This window comes from Frigoribacterium sp. Leaf263 (assembly GCF_001422285.1).
Lineage (GTDB): Bacteria > Actinomycetota > Actinomycetes > Actinomycetales > Microbacteriaceae > Frigoribacterium.
The window spans coordinates 359862-374242 of the sequence record NZ_LMMO01000004.1 but is presented as its reverse complement, the minus strand read 5'-3'; the positions used below and the strand labels follow the sequence as shown (position 1 = coordinate 374242).

The 14381-nt window shown below is 67.2% G+C and carries 19 protein-coding genes; 9 read left to right on the top strand and 10 right to left on the bottom strand.

The annotated features are described in order from the left end of the window. Nucleotides 1–402: 402 nt before the first annotated feature. The 3 genes from ASF17_RS11060 to ASF17_RS11050 form a co-directional block, all read right to left on the bottom strand. The gene (locus ASF17_RS11060) at nt 403–915 is read right to left on the bottom strand and encodes a hypothetical protein (protein WP_055799584.1); all 513 of its coding nucleotides are present in this window, start codon (nt 913–915) and stop codon (nt 403–405) included. A gap of 65 nt (nt 916–980) precedes the next feature. Then, the gene (locus tag ASF17_RS11055; protein ID WP_055799581.1) at nt 981–1400 is read right to left on the bottom strand and encodes a hypothetical protein; all 420 of its coding nucleotides are present in this window, start codon (nt 1398–1400) and stop codon (nt 981–983) included. 105 nt (nt 1401–1505) lie between these two features. Then, complete coding sequence (locus ASF17_RS11050) at nt 1506–2768, bottom strand: DUF3500 domain-containing protein (RefSeq protein ID WP_055799578.1); 1263 nt, start codon at nt 2766–2768, stop codon at nt 1506–1508. A 244-nt stretch (nt 2769–3012) separates the two neighbouring features. Between ASF17_RS11050 and ASF17_RS11045 the strand changes: the two genes are divergently transcribed. Both ASF17_RS11045 and ASF17_RS11040 read left to right on the top strand, forming a co-directional pair. Beyond that, complete coding sequence (locus tag ASF17_RS11045) at nt 3013–3459, top strand: hypothetical protein (protein ID WP_156357402.1); 447 nt, start codon at nt 3013–3015, stop codon at nt 3457–3459. 65 nt (nt 3460–3524) lie between these two features. After that, a complete protein-coding gene (locus tag ASF17_RS11040) occupies nt 3525–3965 on the top strand; it encodes a hypothetical protein (RefSeq protein ID WP_055799571.1) in 441 nt (146 codons plus the stop codon). 33 nt (nt 3966–3998) lie between these two features. On the opposite strand, the gene ASF17_RS15600 is transcribed toward ASF17_RS11040, so the two are convergent. From ASF17_RS15600 to ASF17_RS15595, 3 genes are all read right to left on the bottom strand, one after another. Then, on the bottom strand, nt 3999–4226 hold the full coding sequence (locus tag ASF17_RS15600; RefSeq protein ID WP_156357401.1) for a hypothetical protein: 228 nt from the start codon (nt 4224–4226) through the stop codon (nt 3999–4001). Between the two features lie 59 nt (nt 4227–4285). Beyond that, complete coding sequence (locus tag ASF17_RS11035) at nt 4286–4552, bottom strand: hypothetical protein (protein ID WP_055799568.1); 267 nt, start codon at nt 4550–4552, stop codon at nt 4286–4288. A 113-nt stretch (nt 4553–4665) separates the two neighbouring features. Continuing rightward, nucleotides 4666–5046: a nuclear transport factor 2 family protein gene (locus ASF17_RS15595; RefSeq protein ID WP_156357400.1), complete on the bottom strand. Its 381-nt coding sequence runs from the start codon at nt 5044–5046 to the stop codon at nt 4666–4668. A 297-nt stretch (nt 5047–5343) separates the two neighbouring features. Here ASF17_RS15595 and ASF17_RS11030 point away from each other — a divergent pair, with 297 nt between their 5' ends. After that, nucleotides 5344–5676, top strand: a complete 333-nt coding sequence (locus ASF17_RS11030) for a hypothetical protein (protein WP_055799564.1) — start codon at nt 5344–5346, stop codon at nt 5674–5676. 167 nt (nt 5677–5843) lie between these two features. Here the strand turns inward: ASF17_RS11030 and ASF17_RS11025 are convergent, their stop codons facing one another. Next, nucleotides 5844–6692, bottom strand: coding sequence for an SDR family oxidoreductase (locus ASF17_RS11025; protein ID WP_055799561.1), 849 nt, complete (start codon nt 6690–6692; stop codon nt 5844–5846). A 65-nt stretch (nt 6693–6757) separates the two neighbouring features. Between ASF17_RS11025 and ASF17_RS11020 the strand changes: the two genes are divergently transcribed. From ASF17_RS11020 to ASF17_RS11015, 3 genes are all read left to right on the top strand, one after another. Beyond that, nucleotides 6758–7111: a winged helix-turn-helix transcriptional regulator gene (locus ASF17_RS11020; protein WP_055800723.1), complete on the top strand. Its 354-nt coding sequence runs from the start codon at nt 6758–6760 to the stop codon at nt 7109–7111. Between the two features lie 148 nt (nt 7112–7259). Continuing rightward, the gene (locus tag ASF17_RS15590; RefSeq protein WP_156357399.1) at nt 7260–7736 is read left to right on the top strand and encodes a hypothetical protein; all 477 of its coding nucleotides are present in this window, start codon (nt 7260–7262) and stop codon (nt 7734–7736) included. A gap of 53 nt (nt 7737–7789) precedes the next feature. Further along, nucleotides 7790–7993 carry a hypothetical protein gene (locus ASF17_RS11015; RefSeq protein ID WP_055799558.1) on the top strand — a complete coding sequence of 68 codons (204 nt, stop codon included), beginning with the start codon at nt 7790–7792 and terminating at the stop codon, nt 7991–7993. Nucleotides 7994–8030: 37 nt separating this feature from the next. Here the strand turns inward: ASF17_RS11015 and ASF17_RS11010 are convergent, their stop codons facing one another. The 3 genes from ASF17_RS11010 to ASF17_RS11000 all read right to left on the bottom strand — a co-directional run bounded on the left by ASF17_RS11010 (nt 8031) and on the right by ASF17_RS11000 (nt 11381). Then, entirely contained in the window at nt 8031–8540 is a 510-nt protein-coding gene (locus ASF17_RS11010; protein ID WP_156357398.1) for a hypothetical protein, read from the bottom strand. Between the two features lie 781 nt (nt 8541–9321). Continuing rightward, nucleotides 9322–9891, bottom strand: coding sequence for a recombinase family protein (locus ASF17_RS11005; protein WP_055799550.1), 570 nt, complete (start codon nt 9889–9891; stop codon nt 9322–9324). 242 nt (nt 9892–10133) lie between these two features. Beyond that, nucleotides 10134–11381, bottom strand: a complete 1248-nt coding sequence (locus ASF17_RS11000) for an acyl-CoA dehydrogenase family protein (RefSeq protein WP_082475284.1) — start codon at nt 11379–11381, stop codon at nt 10134–10136. Nucleotides 11382–11541: 160 nt separating this feature from the next. On the opposite strand from ASF17_RS11000, the gene ASF17_RS10995 reads away from it, so the two are divergent. Genes ASF17_RS10995 through ASF17_RS10985 form a run of 3 tightly spaced genes read left to right on the top strand, consistent with a single transcriptional unit; the run spans nt 11542 to nt 14289 of the window. Beyond that, nucleotides 11542–12573 carry a MetQ/NlpA family ABC transporter substrate-binding protein gene (locus ASF17_RS10995; RefSeq protein ID WP_235476557.1) on the top strand — a complete coding sequence of 344 codons (1032 nt, stop codon included), beginning with the start codon at nt 11542–11544 and terminating at the stop codon, nt 12571–12573. Then, nucleotides 12570–13619 carry a methionine ABC transporter ATP-binding protein gene (locus ASF17_RS10990; RefSeq protein WP_055799547.1) on the top strand — a complete coding sequence of 350 codons (1050 nt, stop codon included), beginning with the start codon at nt 12570–12572 and terminating at the stop codon, nt 13617–13619. The genes ASF17_RS10995 and ASF17_RS10990 overlap by 4 nt, the downstream gene beginning before the upstream one ends. Continuing rightward, the gene (locus ASF17_RS10985; protein WP_055799544.1) at nt 13612–14289 is read left to right on the top strand and encodes a methionine ABC transporter permease; all 678 of its coding nucleotides are present in this window, start codon (nt 13612–13614) and stop codon (nt 14287–14289) included. The genes ASF17_RS10990 and ASF17_RS10985 overlap by 8 nt, the downstream gene beginning before the upstream one ends. Nucleotides 14290–14381 lie beyond the last annotated feature (92 nt).

The window sequence follows — 14381 nt, the reverse complement described above, 5'->3', positions numbered from 1 at the left end:
GCGAGCACCGGGTACCCCGCGAGTGTCCGCGTAAGCCATCGTCTACCGGGACATCTGCGGGGTGTAGGCACGCGGTCGGCGCCGACGGTCTCGATGATCGACTCGTACGACGCGACGCGCTCGGGGTCGGGCGCGGCGAGCGCGAGCAGCTTCGTGTAGTCGTGGTGCGGGTCGAGGATGANGTGCTCAAGCCCACCATCTGGTCGATCACCGCACTTGGCTGATCGACGGCGTCACTGTGATCGACCATCCGTCGCTGATAGAACTGCTCATCCCTGCGACGCTGCTCGTCTGGTTGGTCGCTCTTTTGCGAGCACCGGGTACCCCGCGAGTGTCCGCGTAAGCCATCGTCTACCGGGACATCTGCGGGGTGTAGCTAGCTAGCTGAGGCTGCCGACGGGATCAGTGCCCGACAGTGACCTTGATCACCGTGATCAGGGCACCAAGTGCAGCCAAGGTCAGGCCGGCGAGGACCGTACGTCGTGAACTTGGCACACCGCGGTACCGCGCGACGAGGGCTCCGATGAGGCCGAGACGGATCACGAGGTAGAGCCCCGCGATCCCCTGAGCCCAGACGCCTGGGATGCTCGACCAGGCGGTGAAGGCCAGCAGCAGCACGGGAAGGATCGCGGCCGAGAGCACGGGCACGGAGTCTCGAAGCTCGGCCACGAGCTGACTGGTGGTGAGCCGATGCGGGGAGCGAAGTCGACGCCCTATGCCGTCAGCGACGGCGTGAGCCAGGAACGTCGACGCCGCCACCCCCGCCACGACCACGGCAACGTGCCCGGAGGTCATCGCGTCTTGGCTGAGGGAGGCAAGGGCGGCCAGGACGACCATGTTCCCGTAGACGTAGGCGCTGATCCGGGCCGCAGCGTCCTCAGGGCTGAGAACAGCTCCGGTCCGGACGTCCCGCATTGCCGGGGCTGTCGCGGCCCGCGGAATGGTCAGTAGTTCGGAAGTCATGTCCGGGCCGCCACGGGTCAGGACGACGAGTTGCTGCTGGTCGAGCCGGAGTCGTCGGTGGACGTGTCGTCGTCTGTGGCGGGAGGTGTCGCGCTGTCAGGAGCGGTGCCCATGTCGGGCGGTCCGCCGTTGCCGAAGTCCGGGCGCGTGCCGTTGCGATCGAAGCCGCCCTGCTCGGTGCTGCTGCTGTTGCCGGTGAAGACAGTCGTGCCGAGGGCGATGCCAGCACCTCCTCCGATGAGGAGGCCGACCACCAGTGCAGCCGCGCTGACGATGGCCAGGACTCGGCGGGAGAACGACCTTTTGGGTGCGACAGCCGGTGCGGGGGACGCCTCGGCAGCCGTCGCGGGGGTGGGCGCGGTCGAGGGGTCGACGGGCGGACCGGCCGGCGGGATCGGGTCGGCGTTCTGCGGCTGGTTGGGGTCGTGGTTCGTCATGGGTTCGCCTTCTCCTTCATGGACTGGGTGCGGTCGGGGGCTTGTTCGCCCCGGGCGGGAAGGCCACCGCTCGTGAGCTGGTGGCCTTCTCGTGGTGTGTGGCGGCTAGTTGCCGTCGGGGCCGCCGCCGGCGGGAGCGCCGCCGCCGCCGCCCATGCCGCCGGTGGCCGCCTGCTGCTCGACGCTGTTCGCGTAGTCGTCGGTCGGGTCGCGGTAGATCGTGTGGACGTGGCCCCAGCCGGAGGTGGAGACGCCGTCGACGTCGGCGCCGGCGGAGCCCTGCTGGGCCTGGAACCCGACGTAGACGTTCGGCCCGGAGATCGAGAAGTTGATGCCGTCGCCCTGGGTCATGTCGTAGGTCGTCTCACCGGACCACACGACCACGGTGTCGTCGAGGGTCGCCTCGATCTCGGCACGGGTGGTCGCGGCGCTCTCCTCGTCAGCCATGCCCGACCAGTTCGCGATCAGGTCGAGCAGCAGCTCGCGCTGCTCCTCGGTGAGGTCGGCGCCGGTCAGACCAGCCCCGGTGCTGAAGTCGCAGGTGTCCCCGGGGGCGCACATCGTTACGTCTCCCGAGGTCAGGGTCTCCTGCTGCTCGGCCGTGAGGGAGTCGTAGAACGCGAACGCGTCGGTGTAGATCCCGTCGAAGGCCTGCACCTCGGTGCCGTCGTCGGTGGTCCAGTCCGCGGGCTGCACGCCGAGGTGGGTCGGGGCGAAGGTGATCGCGTCGGCGGTGCCGTCGAGGGTGGCGTTGATGCCGAGGTGGTGGCCGCCGAACTGGACCTCGTAGGCGCTGGTGTCGGTGGCGTCGCCGAAGAGGGCGATGTAGTACTGGCCGAGCGAGGACTCGGTGGTGCTGCTGTTCTCGACGAGGTACTGGTCGCTGGCGATGATGTTCGACACGGTCTCGTAGGCGTCGTCGCTGAGCAGCGCCTCCAGCACCTGGAGGGCGGCGACCTGCTGCTCCTCGGTCAAATCAGCGACGTTCAGCCCGGCCCTGTCGACGAAGGTGACGGGGAAGTTCGACCACGAGGTCGTCTTGGTCTCGTCGTCGTAGTCGTAGGTGACCGCTTCCTTCTGCTCGTCGGTGAGTGTGGCGAGGAACGCCTGGACGGCCTCGGTGGTGTTCGTGATCGTCTCGGCTGTCGTGCTCGAGTCCGATTCCGTGACCTCGGTCGCGGCCTCAGCGACCGTGAGGTCGCCGGTCGCGCTGCTCGAGGTAGTGGCGCCGGAGCCGGTCGTGGCGGAGGAGCTGGTGGTGCTGGCGGCGCAGCCGCTGAGCAGGAGGCCCCCGACCAGGAACACGGTCGTTCCGAGGAGGATCTGGCGGCGGCGCGGGCGCTTGTTCGTGTCCGTGGTCTTCGTCATGTGGGCAAAGCTAAGGACCTCGGCTTGGTCAATCCGATGAGAAATCTATGAGCTGGTTATGAGGGCCAGATCGGTTTCAAGTGTCGTAAGACCGTCCGAAAGACGATCGGTCCCCGGACGACCGAGGGCCGCGACCACTCCCCCGCAGTTGCTGGACCTAGATTGTCTCGATAGGTCAGTCCGGAATCGATCTCGGTGAGGGATCCCCTTTCGGGCGGCACCTCGGTCATGTTTAGCTGCGGACATGCGCGATAAGAAGGGCCTCACGGCGAGCGTGCCACGATCCGTGGGCGGGATGACACTGCTGCTCGTGATCGTCTCAGGCTGCGCACCCGTGACGGGCGGCACCGCCTCAGGCTCCTGCGCCGTCAAGGAGATCGTCCTCGGCAGCTCAGATCTGAGACCGGGCGGAGAGATCAAGCTCAGCGTGGACTGGATGACCTCGAGATGCGAGGACGCGGGCGGGACGAACCAGCCCGCCGAAGACATCGAGATCACGATCACACCGACGGCAAGTTCCGGGTCCCGCCAACTCGGGACGATCGAGAGTGCTACCGGCCCGCGCTTCACTGCCGCCGGCACGTTTCAGCTTCCGGCCGACATCCCCGCCGGAGATGCAGTTCTCACCGTGACGTCCTCCGCCGGAGAAGGGGCGGCAGCTGAACTGCCCATCACCCTGACAGCCGAGTAGACGAACCAGGCCCTGTGAACGATGGTTTATCGAGACAGGCCTTCCATACCGCTACGTTCATCCCCATGGACTCTGCGGACACCGTCGCCTCGCCTCGACGCACGGGCCTTCGTTGGGCAGCACTGGCAGGCTCGGTCGTCCTCATCGGCACCACCATCGCTGCTGTTCAGTCGATGAGTTGCGGCCGCGGGGTACGCACTTCCGAAGCAGCCCTGAGGGCCTTGATCTCGGCCTCGAGGGACGCGTCGGACACGCATGACGTCTGCCGCTACGTGACGCCCGGATTCAAGTACACAATGTCTGATGTCGACACCCTCGCAAACGCCTTCGCGACGGTCGACCCCGCCGATGTCATCGTCACGACGACAGACCAACTCGGCACCTTGGTGTTCTTGACCGCGTCCACCCCAGACGGCAGCGCCTTGATCGACATCACGGCCACAGACAACGAGGGCAAACGAGCGACGATAGATCTCGGCTCCTACCCGGACCCTGACGACCAGTAGCCGATCGAATATCGGACGGACGTGGCCCGGTAGCTAGTGGCGCGATCGTTGAACCCGGTCATGCCAGGGAAAGCCACGCAAGAAGCGATCGATCAGGCCAATTCGGATCGGTTCACGCCCATGCTCCGTCTCGGGAGCATCACCGCGATGATCGACACCGTTCACCGATTCGGCGGGCCTCAGCGCTCTCGCGTCAGCCTCGGCAAACCACCCGCGCTCCTCGAACATGGCGACCTCCATCGATTGCAGGAAGCCTTCCACTGTGATGAGTCGCGGTCAATGGTCGTCTAGCGGGCACTCCAGCCAGCTGTTCAACGCGCCTAGTCGAGAAGTACGACGAAGTCCGGGCCAAGCTCGGCTTGCAGGTCTTGAACGAGCCGAGCCGCCCACTGTCGATGGCGGGGAGACTGACGCATCTCGTGCGCATACCACCACTCGGTCCAGTCGTAGAGCTGCTGCGTCAGCCGTGCAGAAAGGCCGTACTCCTCTGACGAGTAAGTCGTTCGCGCCTCGTCATTGAGCAGGATGTTCTCACGGAGCGGCCACGACAGACCCTCCAAGAGAACAAGGGACACCTCTCTTTGCATGCCAACCAGTGTGCCGGACGCCGATCGTCTACCGGGCATGCAGAAACGATCGTTTCCGAGCGACGGCATTCAGCTTGCCGGTCGGGTGCTGGCGTGGAACTCGAGCCCCGGGCTCATGCGGACGGTTCGGCGCTGCCCGCCACTACTTGCCAACGACCCTCGATGATCGACCAAAAGCGGCGGTACATCATGCGAGCCTCGATGCGGTGGCCTCTATCGATTACGACGATGTCCACGAGCGACGATGTCCGGCCATGACCATCATGTTCCAGAGTTGATCGATGAAGCTCCGACAGCTTGTCGAATCGTGTTGCCCCCGAGGCATGAGCGTCGAGATCGGCTGCACGGCCCACCACTGACTCTCTCGGCAGCTCGAAGGCCAGGCCCTCGTATAGCAACTCGCGGAGATGGCTCACGTCGCTACCACGCATGGCTTGGTGAAGAGCATCCTGGGCTTGGTCAATGGAGCGCCCGTGATCGTCCCGTCTCGTCATGTGACGAGGCTAATGTGCGGTTTCCGCAGACTGCGATTGACCCGAAAACGATCGTCTGCGATCTCCGCCGCTGGAGGATCCCCCAACGGGACGAACCGAGCAGAGGACGGTCCGTTGAGCTGCAGGGGGTGCGTATGCTCGCAGCAGCACCAGCCGCATTGTCGCGAAGGGTAGGACACGATGATCCGACGACGCATCCTCGACGCCTCTGCAGGTGCAGGCGTTCTCTGCCTACTGCTATCAGGATGCAGCGGATCCGCTGAGGCGGGGGCCGACGACCTGCCAACCTTCACGTCGATGGACCAACTCGTCTCCGCCGTTGACGAACACCTCGGCTGCGACACCGACCCTGCCGGAGACCCTGTCACCCCGATGGACGGCGATTCCGTGCCTACGGACCAAGTGCTGTGCCTGCCTCACGTGCAGATCGACCTCTACAAAGACCAGGCGGCACTGGATAAGGCTCTAACCCTGTGGAGCGATACCCAGCAAGGTCCTGTGCCGTTGGTGCACGGTGGCAACTGGATGGTGGTGGACCTCACCGGGGTGGCTACCGGTGAGCCGTCGGCCGTCGACCTGGAAGGCCTCGCATCTGAGATGGACGCCGAATACGAGATCGTCGCGTCGTGACGACGCGTCGGTGACCGGCGAGCGATCCCCTACCGGGCATGGAGAAACGATCGTTTGTGACTAGCGCCGACGAACACCACGAGCGGGCCCTGGCCAGATCAGAACCGCTCCCCCACTGAAGATCGCCTCGGTCGGGGAGCAGCCCTCGCTGTCGTACAGCGAACGGGTCAGGCCCGAAGGTCCTTGAGCCACTGCTCGACGGTGCGCGGGCTCAGCCCGAGCCGCTGCTGTGCGCTCGTGGCAGGGTCGATGAGCTCGGAGGGCAGGGTGGCCCGCCACCGGTACGAGGCCACGACAGGGTCCGCTCCGGCTGATCCGAAGAGGGGCTCGATGACGCGGCCGAATTCGTCGACGTCCTGCGCCTCGAACCGCACGCTCGTGCCCGAGGCCGCGGCGAAGCCAGCCGCGAGGTCGGAGCCAACGAGGCCGGGCAGCGCACCGACCCCGACGACACCGGTCACGGAGCCGTCCTGCAGCAGTCGTGCGACGACGTCGGCCACGTCGAGGTGCGAGCTCCACGACACGGCGTAGTCGTCACGGATCGGGTAGCGGAGGACGCCCTCCTGCTCCACGCCCGCGGCGACCGGCGGCAGCAGCAGGTTCTCGAGGAAGAGGCGCGGGGCCGCGACGGCGACGGAGGCCCCGGTCGCCCGCAGACCGGCAGTGAGGACGCCGACGGGACTCTCAGCCGCGCCGTCGCCCTCCGTCGGGTACCCGCTGGTCGAGACGACCACCCGGGCCGGCCGTGCCTGCTCGACGGCTGCGACGATCGTCCGGGCATGCGCGAGCTGCTGGGCGGCGTCGCCGACCGGAAGGTGCACGAAGACGCCGTCGACGCCCGCGTAGGCCGCCGCGAGGGACGCGACCGACATCAGGTCGACGGCGACGGGCGCGCCGCCTCCCTCATAGGCGGACGGGTCGCGGACCGCCGCGGTGACGGCGGCGCCGGAAGCGAGAAGGGATGCGACGACTGGGGAGCCCTGGGCGCCAGTAGCGCCGTGGATGAGATAGGTCATGAAGCTATCAATGCATCTGGTGCACCAGTTACGTCAACTGCACTAATGGCGTATTGTCCATGTTCATGGCTTTCTGTGGGGAGATCTGGCCCGAATGCGGCATCGCGAAGTTCCTGACACTGCTCGACGGCCCCTGGGCAACGCTCATCGTGCGAGAGCTCCTCGAGGGCCCGGCTCGTTTCACCGAGCTGAAGGAGGCACTGCCCGGCATCAGCGCGCACACCCTCACCAACCGCCTCCGGAAGTTCGAGACGTCGGGCCTCGTCACCAGGACGGCGTACTCCGAGATCCCGCCGCGCGTCGTCTACGAGCTCACCCCGACGGGGCAGGGGCTCCGGCCCGTGCTTGAGTCGATGAATGCCTGGGCGCTGTCCGTCCCGCCGACACCCGACGCAGAGGTCGAGGTGGTTCCTCGGTAGAGGATCGTCTATCGGACACTGACGCCCCCTTCCCCTCGCCGTTAATTGTGCTGCGTAGCTCGTACCTTCAGGAGAGTCGGCGCACCTGGTCGGGGGGATGCCCATGCCTGGGTGCAAGCCCTAGCCTCATGGGGAAGGGGGAGCCCTCATGAGCGTTGTCATTGAGCGTCCGGGACGCGCGCCGCGGTCGGATGTGCGCGTTTTGGTCGGGACGGGGGCAGCGGTAGGCGCGGGATGTGCGCTGCTGCTGCCCATCGTGTGGATCGTCGTGTGGAGTGCCCTCGCCGGACTCGACGGCGCCGGGATCGCGGGATGGATCGTCATCGCGCTCGTCTACGCAGTTCCCGCTGCCGCGGTCTTCGCCCTCATCGGAGCGGTTGCCGGACTCGTCAGCGCATCGCTGTGGCGGCAGCGCCCCCGCTGGGGCAGATCGAGAAGCCAGACATCAGCGGTGGTGGCCGCAGCAGCAGTAGTCGGCATCTCAGCAGGCCTAGCCCTGGGCCTCTTCTTCGGTGATCCCCTTTCCGGTGCCATCGTCGGACTCGTTGCGGCATCAGGTGCCGGCCTGACGGCGGGATTAAGCCTGCGCCGACTGGCACGGCGAGAGACGCCGCCCATTCGGTAGCCCATCGCCTTTAGGACACCCGACCCGTGGACGCATCCAGCTACTGTGCAGTCATGACCGCGAAGTCCCTCGGCACCCTGCTGGCTGTTGTCGGCACCTTCGTCCTGATAGGTGGCGTCGTGCTCTTGGTGACGTCTCCTGGGACCGACGACGTGTCTGGGTCTTCGACCGTTGCCTCATGGTGCATCATCGTCGCCGGAGTAGCGAACATCGCGTCCGGTTTGGCCCTGCGGCGCCAGGTCTGGCGCAAGAAGTAGCCCGACCGACCGCTCCCCGATCGGCTACCGGGCGCGGCTACCTGCTTCGTAGCTCGTCGAGCATGCAAGTGAGCTTGTCGTAGGCCCGCCAGGCGCTGACCGTCGACACGATGAGCAGAGCAAGGAAGAACAGACCGAAGACGAACCAGACCGGACCGGCTGTAGCAGCAAGCCAGAGGCTGAGCGCTATGAAGCCCGTGAACATGACGGGCGCTAGCCATATCGTCCTTCGGTTCTGGGTCTGCCGCTTCTCGAGCATCGGGATCCAGGTCGAGGTGTCAACGTCCGGCGGGATTGCTCCGGCCTTCACTGCCCCCTGCATCCGGGACAGCTCGTCGACACCGCCGGCACCACGCCGTGCACGCTTGATGGCCAGACCGAAGAAGGCCGTCATTGCGCCCGCGTAGAAGACCGTGCCGATCAATCGAGCTACGAGGGGCTGATCGCCCGGTATGACGATGACACCGACACCCAGCCACATGGCAGCCGTGACGACGAAGAGCACGGGCAGGAGTGCTCGAAGCGGTAGAGAACGGAAACGGGCCATCAGACGTACTCCTTCGGGTTAGGTCATACCCTTCCCGAGATCGTCTGGTCACGAACGCCTCGCAGCAGGCCCGTCGCACGCGTATGGACGCGGATCGGCTATCGGACACAGCTCGATCGCTCAGACCTAGGCCTCAGTGGTGCGAGCGGCCCACTGCTAGGCGCGGGAGCCCCAACCATTCCCGCCGGCTCTCGCTGTCAGTCGCGTGGTGGCCGGAAATAAGCACTGCTTTTACCGAGACTGCACACCGACAACAACGATGAACACCAAGACACCGGCTACGCCCACCCACACGCACCACTTGAAAACCTGACGGCCACGTTCGGTGTTCGGTAGCCATTTTCCTTCGCTAGTCCACACGCACGAGACACTATCCGGCTTGAGCCCAGATGCTGCGGCCGGGTCGCGCCGAGCAATTGGGTACGGTGACCAATCGTCTCTAGGGCGCTCTGCCGACGGTTGAGCCTCTACATAGCGGGGTTAGTTCTTAGGGCCCCTTACGAGGCGAGCGAAGCCAATCACCAACAGAACTAGACCCCCGCCAAGCCCGGCCACGATCCCGAACACGACTGGCATTCCTCTTCCACCCGGATCCCAGGGTGAACCGGCCGTCAGGAGCAAGGTGAGTCCGACAATGAGCCCCAGGGCTCCAAGTACGAGCATCCCGATGGACTGCTTCATTCCAGTTCCTCCCATGATGCGGCGTTGTCAACGGTGGTGCTGAATCCGACTTACGCGGCGGAGGGTCTTGATTTTGCTCTAACTCGGGTGAAGAACCACATCAGGGCTGCTCCCCTCGCTGAATTGCCCGGTAGACCGTCGAGCGGGCGACGCCGAACAGTTCGGCGATCTCGCTCGTCGTATGTTCGCCTGCGCGGTGCAGTTGCACGAGGTGCTTCTCCTGCGACGCGGTGAGCTTGGGTTTGCGGCCGCGGAGCTTGCCGGCGGCCTTGGCGATCGCCATGCCCTCTCGGGTGCGGGCACGGATAAGGTCAGCCTCGAACTCGGCGACCATGCCGAGGACGTTGAACAGGAGCCGGCCGACGGGGTCGGTGGGGTCGTAGACCGCTCCCCCGAGGTTCAGGGCAACGCCCTTCTTCGTCAGCTCGTCCGCGATGTCGGTCGCGTCACGCAGCGAGCGGGCGAGACGGTCGAGCTTCGTGACGACGAGCACATCGCCGGCCCGGCACGCGGCCAATGCCTCACGAAGGCCCGGGCGGGCTCGAGTCGTGCCTGACAAGCCGTGGTCAACATGCACGTGTTGATCGTCAACACCGAGCGCTGCAAGACCATCACGCTGTGCTGCGAGATCCTGCCCCGAGGTCGAGACGCGGGCGTATCCGACTAGCATCCGACGGCTGTAGCGCTCAGACCCCCTTCACCGGGCATTTTTGCGGGACAGGCATACGCGAATCCGCAGGACAGGCGCCACTTGACCGCGTGCGACGAAACCGGACCTAAAGAGATGTCCCGATGAACGACCCTCTGGCGGGCAGCAGCGGTGTCATGCCAGGAGAAGTCGCGAAAGGGGCATCCCTGGCGAACGGAGGCGGCCCGCTTCGGGCTGGTCCTCGGTTCGGGTGAGGAGAACGGTCAGGAGACTCGTCGATGGACTCTGACGCTGCCCGAATCCTCAGTCTGGGCGTTCGGCGCCGCAGAGCTGGGGCCGACACGGAAGGGTGTGCCGTTGAGCCGGTGGTCCCCCAGGGCGCGCTGGCGGTGGATCGCCGGGTTGTGCGAGGCGACGGTCCGGGCGTTCCGCCAGTGCCGATCCAGTGACCGGTTCGCATCGACGGCGGAGGCGCCGCCCACCTCGAAGAGAGAGGTCGCGGCCTCGAGCACGAGGGGCAGCACGACCTGCTGCGCCTCGAAGACCGTCGCCAGAGCGGCCTGGAAGCGGTCGTCGCCGGCCGAGTCCTCACCCTCGGCGGCCTCGAGACCCCTGACCGCCGAGAGCGTGATCGCCTCGACCGACGACGCGATGGCCGAGAGTCGACCGACGACGCTCTGGACGGAGGGGTCCTGGCTCGGTCGCGAGACGCCCGCCACGCCGAACGTGCGGGTGCGCGGGCGGACGAAGTCGATCGCGTCACGGAGGACGGCCCGGGCGGTGCCGGCCTGCGCCGCGAGCAGGACGAGCTGGTACAGCCCCTGGGTGAAGGCCAGCGGGCGACGCTCCGCGTTCTCGCGCCACGGGAGCACCTGCCGCGGGTCGACCTCGACCTCGTCGAACACGGTCGTGCCACTGCCTGTGAGTCGCTGGCCGAACCCGTTCCAGTCGTCGCTGCGCGAGACCCCCGGCGCATCGGCCGGCACGGCCAGGGCGACGGGCTCATCGCCCCGCATGGCCCCGACCCAGAGCCAGTCGGCGTAGATCGTCCCCGTGCTGTAGAACTTGCGTCCGTTCAACACGAGACGGCCGTCTCTCTCGTCGAGCCGGGTCTCGATGGTGGTCGCGCCGCCGCGTTCGGCCTGGGCATTGCCCACGAGGACGGCACCGGCACCGAGCCTCCTGAGCCATTCGGTGCGCAGCTCCCCGTCGGGCTGCGCCCGTTGCGTCTCGACGAACGCGACATGCCCGCGCAGCAGCTGCGGCAGGTTCGAGTCGGCCGCGCCGAGGCGGATGAGGAGGCGGAACTCCTGCTCGAGCGTGACGCCCCACCCCCCGAAGTCCGTCGGCACCCGCAGGGCGCCGAACCCGGCCGCCCGCAGGGCCGCGACCTCGTCGTAAGGGAGGCGGCGGTCGCGCTCGCGCTCGACGGCACCGGCGGCTATCGCCTCGATCACGGGGCCGAAGACCGATTCGAGGCGCTCGTCGAGGGCTCTGCTGTGTTCGCTCATGTGGTCTGTTGTGTCATGTCCGCTCCGTCTCGCGACAGCGGCCCGTCACATGACGAAACGTCACGAAACACGGGGAAAGCTGGCGACACATGTCGTGCATGACGGGCAGCGCCTCTGGCAGGGTTCACAGCCATCACCCGCCCCGACCTCAGGAGTCACCGTGTCCGATCACGACGCAGCACCGCACGACGCACCGCAGTCCACCACCGCAGGCAGCGCACCCTCCGGTCTCCGCGCCTCCCTCGACGACTCGCGCCGCCGACGGCGCCGCGGGCTCCTCGCAGGCCTCGGGGCGGTCGCCGCCGCGGCACTCGTCGGCGGCGGTTTCTGGGCCGGCACGGCGGTCGGAGGCTCCGACGCCCAGGCCGCCGGCAGCGCATCCGGGTCGGGCGAACGCCTCTCGGTGACGATCGCCGGCAGCGGCGAGAGCGACCTGCAGGACACCGTGAAGACCGTCGCCGCCGAGGAGGGCCTCGACGTCACGTGGGTCAACTTCGACGACTGGACGCTGCCGAACTCGGCGCTCGTCGCCGGTGAGGTCGACGCGAACGCGTTCCAGCACACGGCGTTCCTCAGCGCGTACAACGTCGCGAACGACACCGACCTGACTCCCGTGTTCTCTACCACCATCACGCAGTGGGGCGTCTTCTCGGCCACCCTCGACTCGCTCGACGACCTCGGGCGGGGCGACCGGATCGCCATCCCCGACGACGCCTCGAACGGCGCCCGGGCGCTGTTCATCCTGCAGGCGGCGGGGCTCATCGAGCTCGGACCCGACGTCGGCGTCTACCCGACCGTCGACGACGTGACCGGCAACGACCTCGACCTGGAGTTCGTGCCCATCGGCGCGACGACGATCCCCACGCAGTTCGACGACCCGAGCCTCGACGCCGTCGTCGTCGGCACCTCGTACTTCGACCCGACGCAGGAGATCGACGCCGACGACGCGCTCTACCTCGACGACTCGCTCAGCGATGAGTCCCGCCCCTACGTGAACGCCGTCGTGACGCGGGCCGACGACACCGACGACGAGGCCTGGGCCCTCCTCGACGAGGCGTACGCCGACCCGCGTGTGGCCGAGGCCCTGGAGAAGGAGTCGTTCGGCAACACGCAGCTGGTCGAGGTGTCGGCCGACGATCTGCGCAGCACCCTCGCCGAGCTCGAGACGGCCGCGCGCGAGATCACGTCGTGACGGCCGCCCCGACGGCCGCCCCGGTCGTCTCGTTCGAGCACGTGTCGAAGTCGTACATCGTGCAGGGTCGTCGGTTCGACGCGCTCCGCGACGTGAGCCTCGAGGTGCGGCGCGGCGAGGTGTTCGGCATCGTCGGGTACTCGGGGGCGGGCAAGTCGACCCTGCTGCGGACGGTGAACGCCCTCGAGCGGCCGACGAGCGGCCGGGTCGTCGTCGACGGACGCGAGGTGTCATCGCTGAAGGGCAAGGAGCTCTACGCGGCCCGTCGACGGATCGGCATGGTCTTCCAGCAGTTCAACCTGCTCTCGTCACGTACCGTCTACGGCAACATCGCCTACCCCCTGCGTCTCTCGGGCCTCTCGAGCGACGAGACGGTCGACCGGGTCGACGAGCTGCTCGACTTCGTCGGGCTGACCGACAAGGCGCTCGAGTACCCCGCGAAGCTCTCAGGCGGTCAGAAACAGCGGGTCGGCATCGCCCGGGCGCTGGCCAACCGACCCGACGTGCTGATCTCGGACGAGGCGACGAGCGCCCTCGACCCCCAGACGACCGGCGAGGTGCTCGACCTGCTGCGGCGGGTCAACGACGAGTACGGACTGACGATCCTGCTGGTCACGCATGAGATGGATGTCATCCGCGAGCTCGCCGACAGCGTCGCGGTGATGCAGGGCGGCGAGGTGATCGAGAGCGGCTCCACGTACGACCTCTTCGCCGACCCGCAGCACCCGACCTCGAAGCGGTTCGTGTCGTCGGTGCTGCACCACCAGGCGACACCGGGGGCGCTCGACCGGATCAGGGAGGTGCACACCGGCCGCATCGTCCGCCTCCACGTCGAGGACCGCGAGACGAACGACCCGTTCCTGTCGCGCATCGCCCGCACCCACGGTGTCGACTTCAACGTCGTCTACGGCGGGGTCAGCGAGCTGCAGTCCCGGCTCTTCGGCGACCTCACCATCGAGCTGCTCGGCGACGACGACGCGATCGACGCGGCCGTCGTGGATCTGCGGCGCACGACGATCGTGTCGGAGGTGACCGCCGATGCGTGACCTCGACGCCGCGGTGCTGTGGCCCAAGATCGTGACAGCGCTGCTGCAGACCCTCCAGATGGTGACCGTGTCGTTCATCCTGGCGACGGTGCTCGGCATCGCGCTCGGGCTGGTGCTCTACTCGACCCGTCGAGGCAACCTGCTGCAGAACGCCGTGGTCTTCACCGCGCTGAACGCGGTCATCAACGTCATCCGGCCGATCCCCTTCATCATCCTGATCGTGGCGATCTCCCCACTGACCCGGGTCGTGATCGGCACGAGCATCGGCACGAACGCGGCGATCTTCGCCCTCACGATCGTGGCGACGTTCTCGATCGCCCGCATCGCCGAGACCAACCTCGTCGCGGTCGACCGGGGCTCGGTCGAGGCGGGCGCCGCGATGGGGGCCTCGCCCGTGCGCGTGCTCGCGACGATCGTCGTGCCGGAGGCGCTGGGACCGCTCGTCCTCGGACTCACCTACATCTTCGTCGCCCTCGTCGACGCGACCGCCGTGGCCGGCCTCGTCGGCGGAGGGGGGCTCGGCAACCTGGCGATCACGTACGGCTATCAGCGGTTCGACACGGTCGTCATGGTCACCGTCATCGTGCTGATCATCGTGCTCGTCCAGGTCGCCCAACTGCTCGGCAACCTCGTCGCGCGCAGGGTGCTGCATGAGGGTCCGGCCGGTTAGCAGCGGTCGACGGTCGACTGCGATCAGCGCCGGCCCGTCGGGAACGGTGCGGGTTGCTGATCCACCGCGACCGCCGAGGAGGACGCGCGCCG